Source organism: Laedolimicola ammoniilytica (assembly GCF_025567165.1).
Lineage (GTDB): Bacteria > Bacillota > Clostridia > Lachnospirales > Lachnospiraceae > Laedolimicola > Laedolimicola ammoniilytica.
In genome coordinates this window covers 107,341-125,384 of sequence record NZ_JAOQKC010000003.1, presented here as the reverse complement: position 1 = coordinate 125,384, position 18,044 = coordinate 107,341, and the positions used below count along the sequence as shown (strand labels likewise).

18 protein-coding genes and 1 tRNA gene are annotated in these 18,044 nt (G+C 53.2%); 1 reads left to right on the top strand and 18 read right to left on the bottom strand.

Translation table 11 applies throughout. From position 1 onward, the window contains the following. Nucleotides 1-71: 71 nt before the first annotated feature. Complete coding sequence (locus OCV63_RS03145; protein ID WP_158361973.1) at nt 72-926, top strand: hypothetical protein; 855 nt, start codon at nt 72-74, stop codon at nt 924-926. Nucleotides 927-997: 71 nt separating this feature from the next. Here OCV63_RS03145 and OCV63_RS03140 read toward each other — a convergent pair whose 3' ends face one another. The 18 genes from OCV63_RS03140 to OCV63_RS03055 all read right to left on the bottom strand — a co-directional run bounded on the left by OCV63_RS03140 (nt 998) and on the right by OCV63_RS03055 (nt 18,010). Further along, complete coding sequence (locus OCV63_RS03140; RefSeq protein WP_158361972.1) at nt 998-1,753, bottom strand: TraX family protein; 756 nt, start codon at nt 1,751-1,753, stop codon at nt 998-1,000. Then, nucleotides 1,746-2,414 (bottom strand): acyltransferase, encoded by a 669-nt coding sequence (locus OCV63_RS03135; RefSeq protein WP_158361971.1) that lies wholly within the window; start codon nt 2,412-2,414, stop codon nt 1,746-1,748. The genes OCV63_RS03140 and OCV63_RS03135 overlap by 8 nt, the downstream gene beginning before the upstream one ends. Next, entirely contained in the window at nt 2,411-4,453 is a 2,043-nt protein-coding gene (locus OCV63_RS03130; protein ID WP_158361970.1) for a DNA topoisomerase, read from the bottom strand. Before OCV63_RS03130 ends, OCV63_RS03135 begins: the two co-directional genes overlap by 4 nt. A gap of 50 nt (nt 4,454-4,503) precedes the next feature. Next, nucleotides 4,504-5,436 (bottom strand): RluA family pseudouridine synthase, encoded by a 933-nt coding sequence (locus OCV63_RS03125; RefSeq protein ID WP_158361969.1) that lies wholly within the window; start codon nt 5,434-5,436, stop codon nt 4,504-4,506. Nucleotides 5,437-5,531: 95 nt separating this feature from the next. Further along, the gene (locus OCV63_RS03120; RefSeq protein ID WP_158361968.1) at nt 5,532-6,827 is read right to left on the bottom strand and encodes a tRNA(Met) cytidine acetate ligase; all 1,296 of its coding nucleotides are present in this window, start codon (nt 6,825-6,827) and stop codon (nt 5,532-5,534) included. Between the two features lie 21 nt (nt 6,828-6,848). Next, nucleotides 6,849-7,475, bottom strand: coding sequence for an HAD family hydrolase (locus tag OCV63_RS03115; RefSeq protein ID WP_158361967.1), 627 nt, complete (start codon nt 7,473-7,475; stop codon nt 6,849-6,851). A gap of 81 nt (nt 7,476-7,556) precedes the next feature. Further along, on the bottom strand, nt 7,557-8,921 hold the full coding sequence (locus OCV63_RS03110) for a PFL family protein (protein WP_158361966.1): 1,365 nt from the start codon (nt 8,919-8,921) through the stop codon (nt 7,557-7,559). Nucleotides 8,922-8,942: 21 nt separating this feature from the next. After that, nucleotides 8,943-9,212: an ACT domain-containing protein gene (locus tag OCV63_RS03105; protein WP_158361965.1), complete on the bottom strand. Its 270-nt coding sequence runs from the start codon at nt 9,210-9,212 to the stop codon at nt 8,943-8,945. A gap of 140 nt (nt 9,213-9,352) precedes the next feature. Beyond that, nucleotides 9,353-10,150 (bottom strand): MBL fold metallo-hydrolase, encoded by a 798-nt coding sequence (locus OCV63_RS03100; protein ID WP_158361964.1) that lies wholly within the window; start codon nt 10,148-10,150, stop codon nt 9,353-9,355. A gap of 84 nt (nt 10,151-10,234) precedes the next feature. Beyond that, entirely contained in the window at nt 10,235-10,843 is a 609-nt protein-coding gene (gene coaE / locus OCV63_RS03095; protein WP_158361963.1) for a dephospho-CoA kinase, read from the bottom strand. Nucleotide 10,844: 1 nt separating this feature from the next. After that, a complete protein-coding gene (polA, locus tag OCV63_RS03090; RefSeq protein ID WP_158361962.1) occupies nt 10,845-13,505 on the bottom strand; it encodes a DNA polymerase I in 2,661 nt (886 codons plus the stop codon). Continuing rightward, the gene (locus tag OCV63_RS03085; RefSeq protein WP_158361961.1) at nt 13,502-13,831 is read right to left on the bottom strand and encodes an anti-sigma factor family protein; all 330 of its coding nucleotides are present in this window, start codon (nt 13,829-13,831) and stop codon (nt 13,502-13,504) included. Before OCV63_RS03085 ends, polA begins: the two co-directional genes overlap by 4 nt. A gap of 187 nt (nt 13,832-14,018) precedes the next feature. Then, nucleotides 14,019-14,101 (bottom strand) — tRNA-Leu (locus OCV63_RS03080). 66 nt (nt 14,102-14,167) lie between these two features. Next, on the bottom strand, nt 14,168-15,094 hold the full coding sequence (locus OCV63_RS03075; protein WP_158361960.1) for an RluA family pseudouridine synthase: 927 nt from the start codon (nt 15,092-15,094) through the stop codon (nt 14,168-14,170). Further along, entirely contained in the window at nt 15,087-15,599 is a 513-nt protein-coding gene (lspA, locus tag OCV63_RS03070) for a signal peptidase II (protein WP_158361959.1), read from the bottom strand. Before lspA ends, OCV63_RS03075 begins: the two co-directional genes overlap by 8 nt. Nucleotides 15,600-15,611: 12 nt before the next feature. Then, nucleotides 15,612-16,721 (bottom strand): 3-dehydroquinate synthase, encoded by a 1,110-nt coding sequence (gene aroB, locus OCV63_RS03065; RefSeq protein ID WP_158361958.1) that lies wholly within the window; start codon nt 16,719-16,721, stop codon nt 15,612-15,614. A gap of 12 nt (nt 16,722-16,733) precedes the next feature. Further along, nucleotides 16,734-17,489: a YlmH family RNA-binding protein gene (locus tag OCV63_RS03060; RefSeq protein ID WP_158361957.1), complete on the bottom strand. Its 756-nt coding sequence runs from the start codon at nt 17,487-17,489 to the stop codon at nt 16,734-16,736. 2 nt (nt 17,490-17,491) lie between these two features. After that, the gene (locus OCV63_RS03055; RefSeq protein ID WP_158361956.1) at nt 17,492-18,010 is read right to left on the bottom strand and encodes a cell division protein SepF; all 519 of its coding nucleotides are present in this window, start codon (nt 18,008-18,010) and stop codon (nt 17,492-17,494) included. Nucleotides 18,011-18,044 lie beyond the last annotated feature (34 nt).

Here is an 18,044-nt window from a genome sequence, read left to right as displayed (position 1 = left end):
TTTTCGTGCACCTGTGCAATAGCCCCAAATGAATTTTGAAACTTTACCCCAGGGAGGCGCCCGTTTATTCTATGAACTCATCTAAATCCAAACCACGCATTAACTGGCATGCTGCAATTGTATCCGGACTTCAGATTGAATTGGCGCATACCAGTGATATTCTTACTTATCTTCCAGAATTCCCATTAAATGAAGGACCGCGTCGTGTTGACTGCCTAATCCAAAAAATTCCAGGCAGTCCCTCCATTGGTTCACCGATTGCCAGATTTTTTCGTACTTATAACCTGGTTGACTATAAAGGACCCCATGAATCCATGAATATTTCCAATTTTTTCAAGGCACTGTCCTATGTATGCAGTTTTCCTGACTTTTTAAATCAGTCGAAAGCAGTAGAGCAAGTCACCCTCACCCTGATCACACACCGCTACCCTAAAAAGCTTTTCGCTTATATCCGAAAAAATTTTATGAAAGTCACAAAAGATCCTGTTGAAAAAATCATTGATGGATTATATTATATACACATAGGACTGTTTCCGGTTCAACTGATTGTCTTACCGCAGTTGCCGCCTAACAGGTATCTTTGGCTACATTGCCTGACAAATCACATTACAAAAGATATGCCTCTTGAGGAGCTCGGTCTTGCCTATAAGCCCCATGAGGATGACCCCGTGTACAAGACCTTCATGAACGCGGTTATCCGTGCTAATTCATTAAATGAAGGAGATGAAGCATCTATGTGCGAAGCATTGGAAGAATTATTTGCAAGCAGATTGGAAGCTCGAGAGCAGAAAGGCCTTGAGGAAGGTATTTCCCGTCTATCTACTCTCATTGGGAAGCTGCTTGACAGCAATCGTATCGCTGATATCAAACGTGTCACAGAAGACCCTGGATATCGGGAATCACTTTTTTCAGAGTTTCATTTATAATCTACAAAGAGCCTGTCGAAGCAATATTTCCCTTCGACAGGCTTTTCTCTCAAATATGCTCTTTTAGAATGTCAGATTTTTTCAATCACGTATGGCAGGACAAAATTTCCTATTCCCCACAGCGCCAGCAGATGCACCGGATAAAACCAATAGAAAAAGCGCTTGGGCTGACGGCCACGCTTTCCGTTATAGAGAAGCAGGGCCAGGAAGCCGGGCAGAGCGTAAAGTTCTATGCTGCCGCCAACGGCCAGCAGGACATAAGAGACCGCCAGGGCCGCGGCACGGTTCTCCCGCAACAGGTACATCAGCGTGATGACCAGCACGCCGGTGGCGCCGTAGTCGGTTTTGCAGACTTCCGCCAGAATCGCCGCTGCGCCCAGAGCCGCCAGGCCGCGCCACTCTCTCCCGGCGCTTCGCTGAAAGACCAGAATGGCAGACAGTCCCAACGCCAGGGTAAAGAATACGTTCTGGTGCGCCCACCATGGAAAATGATTTCGCAAGGCCAGATCAAAGGGGAGCTCCGAGACAAACGCAAATGCTATCATTCTTCCTGCATAGCGCCGGATATCCCTGGTATGCACTGCGCCCTCCACCAGTAGAAAGCAGAAAATCGGAAAGGCGGAACGACCAATATAGCGCAGAACGCGATCCACCTTCCACCAGAAATCCACATTTCCTGTAAGTCCGGCCAGCGGGGAATTGCTGTAGCCGTTCAGGACAAAGACCTCCAAAAGGCTCGCTCCCACATGGTCGATGAGCATCAGGAGAATGGCAAGCCACTTCAGGGTACTTCCCGAAAGCAGCCCGCCATGATCTGTCTTATTCATGCTTTTCGGCAACCTCACCCTGCTTCTTATAGATAGAGTTGGCCGCTACCACGCCGCGCACGGAGGACAGCGGATAGATGTTGGTGTGCGCTCCGATGACCGTTCCAGGATTCAGGACAGAGCCGCAGCCCACCTCCACCTCATCGCCCAGCATAGCGCCGAACTTCTTGATGCCGGTCTCAATATCGCCCTCGAGAGTGTGGACCTTCACCAGTTTCTTATCTGATTTTACATTGGAGGTGATGGATCCTGCGCCCATATGGGCCTTGTAACCCAGGATGGAATCGCCCACATAATTGTAATGGGGAACCTGCACCTTGTTGAACAGGATCACATTTTTCAGCTCTGTAGAGTTGCCGACTACGGCTCCCTCTCCCACTAGGGCATTTCCACGGATAAAGGCACAGTGGCGTACCTCGGTATCCTTTCCAATGATGCAGGGACCGGTGATGGACACAGTGGGAGCCACCTTGGCAGAGCGGGCAATCCAGATATTCTCTCCGCGTTTCTCGTACTCTTCCTCGTTTAAGCTCTCGCCAAGCTTCAGAATAAAATCGTGGATCTTCGGCAGAGCCTCCCAGGGATAGGTGACGCTCTCAAGAAGGGGCGCAGCTAAAGTCTCACTTAAGGTATACAGTTCTTTTACTTCCAATGCTTTCATTTCTTTTTCGTCTCCTTTTTCACATTTTTCTGGGTTTTATAAAAACGGGCGGACGCGTCAAAACAGGGGCGCAGGGCTCTCCGGTAATCGGCAGCAAGCACTGCCTGCGTCTTGTCCGTAATATACTTTTCCAACTTCTGCATGTAATAATCTTCTGTAATGGTTCCCTCAGCCATCTGGGTCAGGCCTTTCTCCCAGCTGGCAGTCAGCTCCGGATTCAGAAGCCCGTAAATGGACGCCCGCACCACGTCGAAAATCATTTCCCCTAAAAGGGTCGGCGTAATGATCTGGGTCTTTTTATTCAGGGCAATATACTTATTATTGACTAACTTCTTCAGGATCTCGGCCCGGGTGGCGCTGGTGCCAATGCCGCTGCCCTTGATCTGAGCCCGCAGCTCCTCGTCCTCAATGAGCTGGCCCGCATTTTCCATGGCCAGAATCATGGAGCCGGAATTGTAGCGCTTGGGCGGGGAAGTCTCCCCCTCCTTGATATGAAAGCCGCTGACCTCCACAGAATCACCTTTTTTCAGATGCTTTAGGAGCTCCAAAAATTCCGCGTCCACCCGTACATCCTCGGTCTCCTCATTTTCCGCGTCAGCTTTTTTCTTCGCGGCTTCCGACAGGCCCTGGGGCAGCACTTTCAGATATCCCTCGTTCAGCAGCACCTTGAAGCCTGAGAAAAATCGCTCACCCCGTACCTCGATCACCAGCTGCATCTTCTGGTACTCAGCCGCCGGATAAAAGATAGCCAGAAAACGCCGGGCAATGACCTCGTAAATCTGCTCCGACACCGGATTCAGACTTCGAAGCGCCGAAAGGCCCTGACCAGTCGGCACAATGGCATAGTGGTCAGTAATCTGCTTATCATTTACATAGCGGGTCTTTGCAATGCCCTTCCAGGCTGTGCCATTCAGGATTTCGTTCGCATACTCCGAAAGTTTTCCATAGGAGCGCAATCCCCCGATGTTCTTGTAGATTTCTTTCGCCACGGCGCTGGAAAGCACGCGAGCGTCGGTTCGGGGGTAGGTCACCAGTTTTTTTTCATAAAGCTCCTGCACCACCCGTAGGGTCTCGTCGGGGCTTAACTTAAAGCGGCGGGAACACTCGTTCTGAAGCTCCGCCAGGTTGAACAGAAGGGGGGGATTTTTCTTCTCCTTCTTCCGCTCCATGGAAGCCAGCACCGCCTGTACCGGCTTTTCTGCTTCCAAAAATCGGATTAAGCTTTCCGCGTCCTCTTTCTTCTTATATCCATTTTCCTTATATAATTTATGCGGTTCGCAGTAGGCAGAACCCGATACGGCCCGCCATTCGCCCTCAAAGCTGCGGCCATGGAGCCCGAAGTCTCCCAGCACCCGGTAAAAGGGGGTCTTCACGAATTCCCGAATCTCCCGTTCTCTCCGCACCACCATGCCCAGCACGCAGGTCATGACCCGTCCCACGGAAATGACTGTGTAACGGGTATTCAGGTAATTGGAAATGGTGTCGCCATATTTGAGACTTAAGAGGCGGGAAAAATTAATCCCCATCAGATAGTCCTCTTTGGCCCTGAGATAGGCGGCGCTGGCCAGATTATCGTATTCCGACAGATCCTTCGCCTCCCGGATGCCGCGTAAGATCTCCTCTTCTGTCTGGGAATCGATCCAGACCCTACGACGCTTTTTTCCTTTAACGCCAGCCATCTGTTCCACCAGACGGTAGATATATTCTCCTTCCCGCCCCGAGTCGGTACAGACGTAGATGATCTCCACGTCCGGCCGGTTCAGAAGGCCGCTGACAATCGTATACTGCTTTTTCACCGAGGGAATGACCTCATACTTGAATTCCTTCGGCAGGAACGGCAGGGTGGACAGACTCCATTTTTTCAGGCGCCCGTCGTAGACCTCCGGATAGCTCATGGTCACCAGATGCCCCACGCACCAGGTCACGATGGCGTCCTCACCCTCCAGATAGCCGTCCCTTCTGGCAGTCTGAAGCCCCAGCGCCCTGGCGAATTCCTGTGCCACGCTGGGCTTCTCTGCGATATATAAAGATTTTCCCATAAGTTCTCACTTTCTATGTAATGCCCTCCGGGCAGACCGGAAGACTATGGCTATTCTAACACATCCGCCATGAATCTGGCAATGTCTTTCGGGAGCGCCGCTTCCATGTGAAGGGGCTCCCCGGTGAAGGGCTGGCAGAAATCCAGCATGGCGGCGTGGAGAGCCGTTCGGGTTATCCCGTGGCCGCTGTCCGCTTTCCCGTACAGCGGATCTCCCTTAAGCGGGCAGCCGATGCTTTGCATATGCACCCGGATCTGATGAGTACGGCCCGTCTCCAGCTGCAGCTTTACAAAGGCAGTATTTTCAGATTCCCATTTTTTTACAGCCTCGTAACAGGTCTTCGCGTACTTTCCCTGCGCATCCCCTGACGGGCACACCTGCATCCGGGTCTTATCCGCCGGATTCGGTCGGAGCGATTTGCAGATGCTGCCCCGCTCCGGCTTCGGAATGCCATCGGTCAGCGCCAAATAGGTCTTACGGAGTTTTCCCTCCTCCCGCTGCCGCATGAGTCTCGCCGCCGCTGTCCGGTTCTTCGCCGCCAGCACCACGCCGGAGGTATCCCGGTCCAGGCGGCCCACGATACGTATAACTCCTTCCTCGCCTTTTTTTCGCAGATAAGACACCAAGCGGTTCGCCAGCGTGTCTGCCAGGAAGGTCTGCCTGCCAGAGGGATGCACCGAGATTCCCGCTGGCTTATTGACCACCAGCACATCCGCATCCTCGTACAGAATTTCCAGCGCTACGTCCGAAGCTTCCAGGTGGGCGCTTACTGCATCTTCCCTTTCCGTCCGCACTTTTACCAGCCGGCCGGCCTGAACCCGGGTCGTCACCTTTTTCCGCTCTCCGTCCACACAGATGCCATCCGGCAGAAATTTAGCCCGGCTGATTTCCTTCCTGGTGAGCCCCATGCCTTCCCGCAGGAAATGCTGCAAGGTAGAACCGTCATATTCTGCTGATACTGTTTTTTCTATACAACGCTGCATTCTCCAAGCAGTCCCCCCTGTTCTTTCTGTAGTCACCTTTATCCACAGTTCTTATGTCCGGCTTTCTGACGCAGCCAGACGGGTCTCTGTCTCCGTCACGGCAGAATCACCGGACTCCGTGTATATTCATTCTTCAGCGGACGCCCGGTCTTCAGGGCTACGGCGGACTCATAGACATGGGCCGCCGCCACATCCTGTTCAAACAGTGTAAGCTGCTCCGCCCTCATAAGCTTTCCCGCGTCTGCTGCCTTCACCAGGAGGGGCGAATTGCTCTCTCGCTTGATGGCCGAAAGCAACTCCCCGGCGCTCTTCCGGAAGCCCAGCGCCCGCAGATACACCGGATAATCCGCCGCCTTTTTCTCCTCCAGCCCTTTCTCCGAAAAGCCCAGTAAGATATGGCACAGCGCCCGCGTCACCCGCGTATGGGTCACCTGGCGGGTCTTGATCCGATCTGCGAACTCCTCTGCCGTCGTAAAAGCCAGGCGTTTTTTATAAATCCGGGCCGCCAGCTCCTCTCCCACGTCCTGCATGGCCGCCAGCTCCGCCTGGGAGGCGTTCAGCAGCCGATAGAACAATTGGGGCGAAAAATCATCCAGGGAAATGGTCTCTCCTCTTTGCATCGCCCCTGTCAGAAGCTCTGTGGAAGCCTCCGGAAGCTGCGCAGCCACCACCGGATCGAGGGATACCCTATCGACGCTGTCAGCACCTGCCACCGCATTCCGGATAGCTGAAGCGGAGGCCATCTCCGTATCCAGGGTCAGCTCATGATATCCGGCCGCTTCCCTTCGAAGCGTCAAAGGCTCTATCCTGCTTTTCTTATGAAGCAGGGCCCGCAGATATTCTATGCCCAGGATATTATTTGGAGAATCCAGGACGGACGCCGCCCGGCGGCAGTCCGCGTCGTCGGCGGAACAGGGGAGAATCCGCTCGGTGCTGTTCCGGTACTCCTCCGCTGCCCGGCTTCTGGCTGCCGGAAAGCTGAACCCCTGTCTCAGATATCCCTGAAGACATGCCCGGTAAAGGGGCGGCTCCTCCTCAAAAAGCCGGGCACAGGGCAGGAGCTCCGAAAGCTCGCCCGCCTCACTTCCAAAGCAGAGCGCATCCACAAAAGATAACGCTTCCAGCACGCTCACCGCACCCCGGGCGAAAGTCTCCGCACTGCCTGTGGCGTATACGGCCGGCAGCTCCAGTACCAGATCCGCACCAGAGCGCAAAGCCATCTCTGCCCGCAGGTATTTGTCCGTCAGAGCCGGACCTCCCCGCTGGACGAAATCGCCGCTCATGACCACGACAGCAAAATCAGCCCCGGAAAGCTCCTTCGCTTTCCGAAGCTGATAAGCATGTCCCTTGTGAAACGGATTATACTCCGCAATGATTCCGACGGTTTTCATAAAGCCGCTCCTTTTTTCGCTCTATACAAAATCCAGAATGTCCTCTACCTTTTCCATCTTGTAGGTAGCCTCGATCTCATCCGGGCAGAGACAGCCCCAGAGCACCAGCGCGTGATCGACTCCCGCGCCCCGGGCGCAATCCATATCGTAAACCGTATCCCCGAAGAACAGAATCTCCTCCGGTGCAGCTCCGGTCATTTTCATGTAAGCGAACATAGGCGCCGGATCCGGCTTGCCCTTGGGCGTATCGTCGGCTGTTACCACATTGTCAAAAAATGGAAGCAGTCCATTGGCCGTAAACTGGGCAATATACTCACTTCGCATTTTTGATGTCACAATTCCCAGATGAACGCCTTTTTCCTGTAGCTTTTCCAAAAGCTCCCGGATTCCCGGAAACAGCGGGATATCCTTGCTGCCTGCTTCCACCAGATTGTCAAGCCAGCGCTCCACCGCCGCATCCGGATCCGAAATACCCAGCTGCCGCATCGTTGCGTCGCCCGGGATACCAAAGGTAAATTTCAGCTCCTCCTCGGTATATTCCCTTCCCGTTATCTCCCGCAGGGTCTTTATGAGCGATACCATATGTACCGGGAGGGAATCTATCATGGTTCCGTCAATATCAAATACCAGATGTTTATATTTTTTCATCCATACGCTCCTTTTATTCTGCCCTTCCGGACAAAACACGGCGCAGAACCTAAACTCTGCGCCGTATCCTTTTTCTTTTCCTTAGTTCTTAAACGAATGAATCGGCGCCGGAATCCGTCCCTTACGGCTCACGAAAGCCTCGCAGGAGAACTGGTTCACCGGCATAATCGGCGCATAGCCTAAGAGACCGCCAAATTCTACCGTCTCGCCTACACCCTTGCCAATGACAGGAATCAGACGGACTGCCGTGGTCTTCTGATTGATCATGCCGATGGCCATCTCGTCGGCAATGATGCCGGAGATGGTGCTGGCCTTTGTATCGCCCGGAATGGCGATCATGTCGAGGCCTACGGAGCAGACACAGGTCATAGCCTCCAGCTTCTCGATGGTCAGCGCACCCGCCGTCACCGCATCGATCATGCCCTGATCCTCGCTGACCGGAATGAAAGCTCCGCTTAAGCCGCCCACATAGGAGGACGCCATGACGCCGCCCTTCTTAACTTGATCATTTAACAGGGCCAGGGCCGCCGTGGTTCCCGGCGCGCCACAGCGCTCCAGACCGATCTCCTCCAGGATCTCCGCCACACTGTCACCGATGGCCGGCGTCGGAGCCAGGGAAAGGTCGATGATGCCAAAGGGAATACCCAGACGTCTGGAAGCCTCCTGAGCTACCAGCTGGCCCACACGGGTTACCTTAAACGCAGTCTTCTTAATCGTCTCACAGAGCACCTCGAAGCTTTCGCCACGTACTTTACTCAATGCATGTTTTACGACACCCGGGCCGCTGACGCCCACGTTGATGATGGCGTCGGCCTCGGTTACGCCGTGGAACGCACCCGCCATAAACGGGTTGTCATCCGGCGCGTTACAGAACACTACCAGCTTCGCACAGCCGAGGGAATCCTGCTCCTTGGTGTATTCCGCAGTCTGTACCACCATTTCACCCATCAGGCGTACCGCGTCCATATTCAGGCCGGTCTTTGTGGAGCCCACATTGATGGAACTGCAGACGCGCTCGGTCTTCGCCAGGGCCTCCGGGATGGAACGAATCAGGTTCTCCTCGCCCCTGGTCATGCCCTTAGACACCAGTGCGGAGTAGCCGCCGATGAAGTTCACGCCCACCTCTTTGGCCGCCTTATCGAGAGTCACCGCCAGAGTCACATAGTCCTCCGGCTTCTTGCAGGCCGCCTCGCCGATGATAGCGATGGGCGTCACGGAAATTCGCTTATTTACAATGGGAATGCCATAATCGCATTCGATTTCTTTTCCAACCTTTACCAGATCCTTGGCTACCGTTGTGATTTTATCATAAACTTTCTGATTCAGGCGGTCGAGGTCGGAGTCGATGCAGTCCATCAGGCTGATGCCTAAGGTGATGGTACGCACATCCAGATTGTCCTGCTCGATCATCTGGTTGGTCTCTTTTACTTCGTATAAGTTAATCATGAAAAGCGGCTCCTTTCCCGGTTAAATGCGGTGCATTTTGTCGAAGATTTCTTCCTGCTGGCACTTGATGACCACACCGATTTCTTCGCCGAGAGCGGCAAGCTCACTGGTCAGCTTCTCAAAGGATTCCACCTTTCCGGTATCCACAATCATCATCATGTTGAAATAGCCCTGTACGATGGTCTGGGAAATATCCAGGATATTTACCCCGTTCTCCGCCAGATAGGTACATACTTTTGCGATAATGCCGACGGTATCCTTGCCGACTACGGTGATAATACTTCTTTTCATAATAACATCCTCCTTCACTGTTCCGTTCTTTCACAGTTAAGATGCAAAATCCATGAAAATAGGCTTCACCGGTGGTAATTTTGCACCCCTGAATCACTTTCTTACACACAACAGCCGCAAGTGCTTCAGGCTGTGATGAACTATATTGCCACACATTCTGACTGCTCGTCCCGGCTCGCCACCCACATGGGAAAATCGCCCGGTTTATATGGGCTTTCATTCAGCATCAGCTCCAGCTTCACCGTCTCATAGGCCAGCTCTGCGTAATTGTTTTCCTTGCTGAGATGTCCCAGAAATACGGCCTTCATGTCGTCATGAAGTACCTGGCCCAGGAGCTTTCCGGCGGATTCGTTGGACAGGTGCCCCAGGTCGCCGGAGATGCGCTGCTTCAGGTAATAGGGATAGGCCCCCACCTGGAGCATATGAATATCATGGTTCGCCTCCAGTAATAGTACATCAAGATCCTTCAAATGGTCAATAGTATAATCGGTATAAACACCAAGATCCGTGGCCACCGCCATCTTTTTGTCCCCGCAGGCTACCCGGTAGGCCACCGGCTCCGCCGCGTCATGGGAGATACGGAACGGGGAAATGGTCAGATCCCCCAGAGTAAAATCCTCGTCCGCGTGAATCTCGTGGAACAGGCTTCCATCGATCTTGCCCAGGTTTGTCATGTCCTTCACGGCCTCCGCGGTGCCCGGCGTGGTGTAGATGGGAACTCCGTATTTGCGGGACAGGACGCCCAGACCTTTAATGTGATCCGAATGTTCGTGAGTCAGGAGAATACCGTCCAGATCCTTTCCGGTAAGCTCCAGGCTGTTCAAGCCCGCCTCCACCCGCTTTCCGCTGATGCCTGCGTCAATCAGGATGTGATGTTCTTCCGAACCTATGTAAATACAGTTGCCACTGCTGCCGCTGGCGATGCTGCATAATCTCATGTTACTTTTTTACTCCTTCTCTGTCATGTATTGTTTTTCTGTCAGGATAAAGGCGTACGATTACCGGGGCGTCCCGGGGTTCTGCTATCTCGTCCGAATCCCAAGTTTTTCCAGTAGTGTATCCACCTGCTCATATACAGCCTCTTTCGTGCTGTTATTATCGATTACTTCCGCGCAGTGGGCCCGGAACTCTGCGTCCGAACACTGCTTCCGGAAAATGGCGTCGATCTTTTCGTCGGAATAGCCTCTGCTCTCCTTAAGGCGGGCCCTTCGAATCTCCGGCTCCGTATAGATGTACCAGAATTCTTCGCAGAATTCTTCGTAATGATCCTCGATGAGCAGCGCCGCTTCCACAACGAACAGCGTACATTCGCCCTGCTGCCGTTCCTTCTCGATCTCCTGTCGGATCCAGTTTTTGATGGCCGGATGCATCAGCGCATTCTGCCAATCCAGCTCCTTTTTATCCGCGAAGACGATTTTCGCCACGGCCGCCCGGTCAAGCTGTCCATCCGGAGTGATCACCGTTTCCCCGAAATGGGATCTGATTTTCCCATAGCATTCCATGCCCGGCTCCATCAGAAGGTGGCCGACCTCGTCGGCCTCCACTACCCGGACTTCCGGCATCCCGGTCAGATATTTTAAAATCGCGCTTTTTCCGGCTCCCACGCCGCCTGTAATCCCGATTACTCTCATCCTAGTGCGCCTCGTACCAGTTTTTGCCCTGCTTCATATCAATCTCCAGCGGAACGGCCAGCTCCGCAGCTCCCTGCATTTCTTCGGACAGGATCTGTTCCACCTTGTCCAGTTCCTCCGTATAGGCCTCGATCAAAAGCTCGTCGTGAACCTGCAGAAGCAGCCGGGACTTCAGGCCCTCCGCTTTCAGCCGCCGATCCACGCGGTTCATGGCGATCTTGATGATATCAGCCGCAGTTCCCTGAATCGGCGCGTTCATGGCCACACGCTCGCCAAAAGAGCGCTGCATGAAATTCGAGGACTTCAGCTCCGGCATGGGACGTCTACGGCCGAACATCGTCCGGGCGTAGCCCTTTTCCTTTGCTTCCTCCACGCAGGAATCCAGGAACTCCTTAATCTTCGGATAAGTCTCAAAATATTTCTGAATATACTCCTGGGCCTCTTTCCGGGAGATACTTAAATCCTGGGACAGGCCGAAAGAGCTGATACCGTATACAATACCAAAATTGACTGCCTTCGCGTTTCTTCTCTGGAGATCCGTCACCTCGTCAAAGGGAATATGGAACACCTGGGAAGCAGTGAGCCGGTGAATGTCCTGAGCCCCCCGGTAAGCGTGAATCAGGTTCGCATCTCCGGACATATGGGCCAACACACGGAGCTCAATCTGGGAATAGTCCGCGTCCACCAGCACGCAGCCTTCTCTCGGGATAAAGACCTTTCGAATCTGCCGCCCAAGCTCCATGCGGATCGGGATATTCTGCAGGTTCGGCTCCACGCTGCTTAAGCGGCCCGTGGCCGTGATGGTCTGCTGGAAGGTGGTGTGAATCCGCCCATCCGGTTCAATATAGGCTGCCAGACCGTCCGCATAGGTAGATTTAAGCTTTGCAAGCTGTCGGTATTCCAAAATATCCGCCACCAGCGGGCACTCCGGCGCCAGCTTCTCCAGCACCTCCGCTGAGGTGGAATAGCCGGTCTTGGTCTTCTTGCCGCCCTTCAGGCCCATTTTGTCAAATAAAATGACACCCAGCTGCTTGGGCGAGTTGATGTTGAAGGTCTCTCCGGCCTCCTCATAGATCTTTGTCTCCAGCTCGCCGATCCGGACAGCCAGCTCCTCGCCGTAGGTCTTCAGGGCCTGCGCATCCACCCGGATGCCCTCCTGCTCCATGCCAAAGAGGGTGAATACCAACGGTAGTTCCATTTCCCGGTACAAGTCCTCCATGCCGGTCTCATGAAGCTCCGCAAGCAGTGTCGGCATAGACTGATATAAGATATAAGAAGCGTAACCGCCATAGATGCGGAAGGCTTCTGCCTTTTCTTCCAACGCTTTAGTTAGTTTATCCTTACCAAAAAGCTCCACCCGGGACGGAATCGTAAGACTCACGTATTCCTTTGCCAGTTCTTCGCAGGTGTAGCTGTCCTTCAGCGGATTCAGCAGATAGGCCGCAATTTCCGCGTCCAGAAACGCGCCTTGCCGCTCTTTTTCGATGGTCACTCCGTGCGCCGACAGACATTTTAACGCTTCTTTTAATTTCAGGGTTGTGATCTCCGGTACATGGGCAAAGGCCTCGCCCAGACGGCCCAGCAGCCAGTCCGCGGTCACAAATCCCTCCACCGGAATTACATAGGTCTCCTTCTCCGACAGAGTCAGGGAAAGAGCCAGCACCTGGCCCTCCTCCTGATGCACCGCAAAGGCCAGACGGGGCACCGCTGCCGCTTTAGTCAGCACCTGATCCGCCTCGCCGAAATCCTCTACCATCTGAAAGATTTTCTCGATTTTCTCATTGGCCGGGGCATCCACCCGGAAACGGGACAGCATGTTCTTAAATTCCAATCGTTTGATCAGGGCGTAGGCCGCCTCGGTGTAGATATTGCCAAGCTTCGCCTTGTCCCAGTCGTAATCGTAATCACAGTCGGTATTGATGGTGGCCAGGGCCTTGCTCATGACAGCCATGTCATAATGCTCCTGGAGGGCATTCTTCGCCCGGTTTGGCTTGATCTCCTCCACATGGGCGTAGGCATTTTCGATATTGCCATACTGGACAATCAGGTTCGTGGCCGTCTTCTCGCCGATGCCCGGAACGCCCGGGATATTGTCAGCAGAATCGCCCATCAGGGCTTTCAGCTCGATAATCTGAAGCGGAGCCACCTGATACTTGTCGATGACGTCCTGGGTATTATAATTCTCTGTCTCGGTCACGCCGCCCTTTGTCTTCGGCAGACGAATGCGGATGTGTTCGGTGGCCAACTGCAAGAGATCCCGGTCACCGGACAGCACGGTCACTTCCATGCCCCGCGCCTCGCTCCGTCTGGCCACGGTTCCCAGCAGATCGTCTGCCTCCAGTCCCGCCTTTTCCATGGTCTCGATGCCCATGGCGTGCAGCACATCCTTCAGCACCGGCACCTGCTCATGAAGCTCCGCGGGCATGGGCTTTCTTGTCCCTTTGTAGGCGTCGTACATCTGGTGCCGGAAAGTAGGCGCTTTCACATCGAAAGCCACCGTCAGATAATCGGGCTTTTCCTCCTCCAGCACTTTAAATAAAGTATTCAAAAATCCGTAAATGGCATTGGTATGCAGCCCTTCCGAATTGGTCAGGTCTGTGACGCCGTAAAAGGCGCGGTTGATGATGCTGTGGCCGTCCACCAGCAGTATTTTTTCACTCATATTTTCAGGATCTCCATCACAATAATTGCCACAAGAGCCGCCATGGCCAGCACCTGGGACGCCAAATAGTACAGGTTGAAGAACACCCGTCCCCGCACCCGCTGCTCCGACGCGTGTAGCGCCTCCTGAAGGATATTATGCATATCTCGTCCCTCATTTTCCCCGTCCAACTGGGACAGGCCCGCGTAAATGGTGTAATAGATCTCCAGCTCCTCATAGCAGTTCTTGCAAGCGTTAATATGCTCCAGAAACGGCCCCAGCTGTTTGTCCGTCAGTTCGTCGTTAATATAGGGCATAATCATCTGTTCGACTTCTTTGCAGGTCATGTGAGGGCCTCCTTTCGCAACATACTCTCTTTCACAAAGCGGAACCGCAGACTGCGCAATGCTTTCCACGACCCGCGGATCAGAATTTATTATAGCACAGAATGAATGGGATATACAAGGTTCGTGTTTTATGGAAAAGAAAAACTCTGTAAGACCTGTCTTTCAGTCTTACAGAGTTTTTAAATCCTGCCGGCAGCGGGACTTGAACCCGCACGTGGTCACCCACAACAGATTTTGAGTCTGCCTCGTCTGCCATTCCGACATGCCGGCATCTGGCTGCTTCTATCATCAACTTAGTTATTATAGCATAGGCTGGCGATAAGCGCAAGCCCTAACTTATCCTCGCCGCAATTTTTCCAGCAGCTTCTCAAAATATTCCGGAAGCGGCGCTTCAAATTCCATGTACTCGCCCGTAGTCGGATGGATAAAACCCAGCACCATGGCGTGAAGGGTCTGTCCTTCCAGTTTAAACGGGGATTTGACCCGTCCATAGACCTCGTCACCCAGCAGCGGATGGCCGAGACTGGCCATATGGACGCGGATCTGATGGGTGCGTCCCGTCTCCAGCTGACACTCGATATACGTATAATTTCCAAAGCGCTCTAGTACCCGGTAGTGGGTCACGGCTCGCTTGCCACCGGTGCGGACGATGGCCATCTTCTTTCTATCCTGGGGATGACGGCCCAGAGGCGCGTCCACCATTCCCTCGTCCTCTTTCAGATTGCCGCAGACGATAGCCCGGTACTTTCTTGTGATACTGTGCTCCTTCAGCTGCTCAGCCAGAGCATTATGGGCTTTATCGTTCTTGCAGACGATCAGCACACCCGTGGTATCCTTGTCGATGCGGTGCACGATGCCCGGGCGTAAGACTCCGTTGATGCCCGACAAATCACCCTTGCAATGATACATCAGCGCATTGACCAGAGTGCCGGTGTAATGCCCCGCCGCCGGGTGTACCACCATGTCCTTTGGTTTATTGATGAGGATCACATCAGAATCCTCATAGAGAATGTCAAGGGGAATATCTTCCGGCAGAATCTCCGGCTCCTCTGGCTCGGGAATCGTAAGCTCAATGACAGCTCCCGCTGCCGTCTTTGTGCTGGTCTTCACCGGTTTACCGTTCATCTGCACACTTCCGTCCTTCAAAAGCTTCTGCAGATAAGACCGGGTAATGTCCGGCAGCTGCTCCGCCAGGTACTTATCGATACGGACTCCTGCCTCCTCCGGGCTTACTGTGAGCCGCTGTAATCCATTCTCACTCATGCTTCTTTTTCAGGCTCAGGAAGCCCAGCTCCTCATCTTTGTATACAAAGAGAATCAAAATGGCCAGCAGGATGGCTCCTGCCGTCACATAGCAGTCAGCCACATTGAAAATCGGGAAATCAATCAGTTTAAAATACAGGAAATCTACCACATAGCTCTGAACCATCCGGTCAATCAGATTGCCCACCGCGCCTGCACCCAGCAGCACTCCCACCACACGCAGAGGCTGATACTTTTTCTCCAGCGGCATCCGGTTATAATAAAAGGCCAGCACCGCCAGTATCAGAACGGTACAAATCAAAAAAATCACTTTCTGCCCCTGCAAAATGCCGAAGGCCGCGCCCCGATTTTCCAGATAATGAAGCTCAAACACACCGTCCCAGATCACAAAGGGCTGCTGATTCATCAGATGCTTTACCGCCAATGCCTTGGTCCACTGATCGAGGGCAATGAGAAGTACTGCAGTCGCCAAGCCTATCAGGTTATATTTCGTCTTCTTGTTCATGTCTCTCTTCCTCTAATATAAGGATTCTCCCAGAATCCAATGAATCGCATCCAGCAGTTCTCCGTCTGTCAGCGTCCGATCCACAAAGGCGTCTCCGATGCGATACAGCAGCACAAATTTGATGCTGCCCGCGTCCATCTTTTTGTCGGACTTGGTAGCCTTCAGAACTTCCTCCGCAGAAAGTCCGTCGGTCCGAACCGGAAGTCCGAACTCTTTCAGGCCCTCGCAGATATAGACCAGATCCTTTTCAGAAATCAGTCCCCGCTTCCAGGACAGGTAAGAGGCCGCCGCCGTTCCGATGGCCACACATTCTCCATGGGACAAGTTGAAATTCTTCAGCTTCTCCACCGCATGACCGACAGTGTGCCCAAAATTTAAAAGGGCCCGTTCTCCCTGCTCGGTGGGATCCTGCTCCACCACGGCCCGCTTTACCTTACAGCTCTCCTCGATCATCGGCAGCAGCATATCCATATCCTGCTCCCGGATAGCCCGCTGGTTTTCCAGAAGCCAGCGGAAATATTCTCCATTTTTAATCAGTCCGTGCTTCAGAATCTCACCCATGCCGGAGGCAAACTGCCGCTCCGGGAGGGTCTTTAAGACTGCTGGATTGATGTATACCAGCCGCGGCATATGAAACGCGCCCACCATATTTTTATAGCAGTCGAAGTCCACGCCGGTCTTACCGCCGATGCTGCTGTCCACCTGGGACAACAGAGTCGTTGGAATCTGGATAAAGCCGACGCCCCGCAGATAGGTCGCCGCCGTAAATCCCGTCAGATCGCCCGTCACGCCACCGCCCAGGGCCACCAGCATATCCTTTCGGTCGTAATGCTTCTCTATCAGATAGGTATAGACCTGACGTACCGTATCCAGAGTCTTATACTCCTCGCCGGAGGGAATCGTATAGAGATCCACGCTAGCCGTGGCCTTCAAAAGCTCCTCCCGGACCGCCTCACCATACAGCTCCCCGGCCTTTTCATCCGCCACGATACAAAGCTTCCGGCCTTCCAGTCCCAGGGTCTTCACCTGTTCGCCCAGCTCCGTGAAATCCGGCTTCAGAATAATATTATAGCAGAACGACCCGTCCTTCCGGACCGGAAGCACCCGCATCTTCTGTTCCATCCTCATGTCCTCCTAGATATATCTCCACAAAATCACATACTCCCGGCCCTTTTTCGACTGGCCGCCGGTTTCCCGAAACCGGAACCGTCCCATGCCACGCACGGAGATCAGATCGCCCTCCTTCGGTTCATAGCCGTTCGATGTGACTAACTTCCCATTTACAAAGACCTTACCGCCCTCAATAAGCCCGGTCAGACTGCTGCGGGAAGCATTGAACGCCAGCGCCAGCAGCTTATCCAGTCTGACCGACGCCACGGTTCCGCTCACTTCCTTATACTTAGGCTCATAGTGGAAGTTTTCGGCTTCCACCTGCTCCACATAGACGGAGGTGTGCCGGATCCGGATCAGATTATCCCGGATAAAATCCGCCATCCGCTCCAGGCAGAACAAGTAAGCCGCGTCTTCCTCCACCAGAATATCGCCGAGACACGCCCGGTCAATTCCCAGATTCAGGACTGCCCCCAGATAATCCCGGTGGTTCAGATCCTCCGCAAACTTCGCGTTCAGAGGCGTGACCTTCAGGCACTTCACCGGGTAATCCGCATAAAAGACAGGAGCCTCAGGACGAAATACCGCTATCTGACGCTCCGCCAATTCATAGCCTCCGAAGGTCTCCGTCTCCAGATAGGAGAATTCCCCTCGCAGACTCTGAAAAATATTCAGTTCATTTAAGTTCAGAAAATCGGAAAATACCGCAATTCCACGCTGATAGGCCGTACGGGCCAAATCCCGGAAATGCTTTTCCAGCTGTTGTTCTTCTCTTGTCATAATTACTTATTATACACTGACGGAAGATCCAGGGAGCCGCTCAGAATATCCTGCAAATCGCCGGAAATATCCACATTTTTCGGTGTCACAAGGAAAATGTAGCCGGATACCTTCTGCAGATGACCACCAATGGCATAGCAACCGCCGGATGTAAAATCAATAATTCTCTGGGCCACATCCACATCCAGCCCCTCGAAGTTCAGAACTACCGTACGGTTGCTGAGCAGCGTGTCCATAACCTCCAGGGAATCTTCAAAACTGGCAGGTTTGATCACGCAGACCTCCATGCCGTTTCCATTTCTTCTCTGAGCCTGACGAATCGGCGTTACCTTGGAAGACTTTGCAGGGGCAGTGTCCTCCGGGAAATCATCCTCCGAATCCTCATCCTTCTTTTTCTTAAAAATACTTTTCTTAGGTTTCTCGTCGTAGTCGTCTTCGTAGTCGTAATCATCCTCATAATCGTCATACTCGTCGTCTCCACCGAGCTTCATGACATCCAGAAATTTATCGATTACACTCATGCTGCTGTCTCCAATCTATCCTTTTTAAATATTG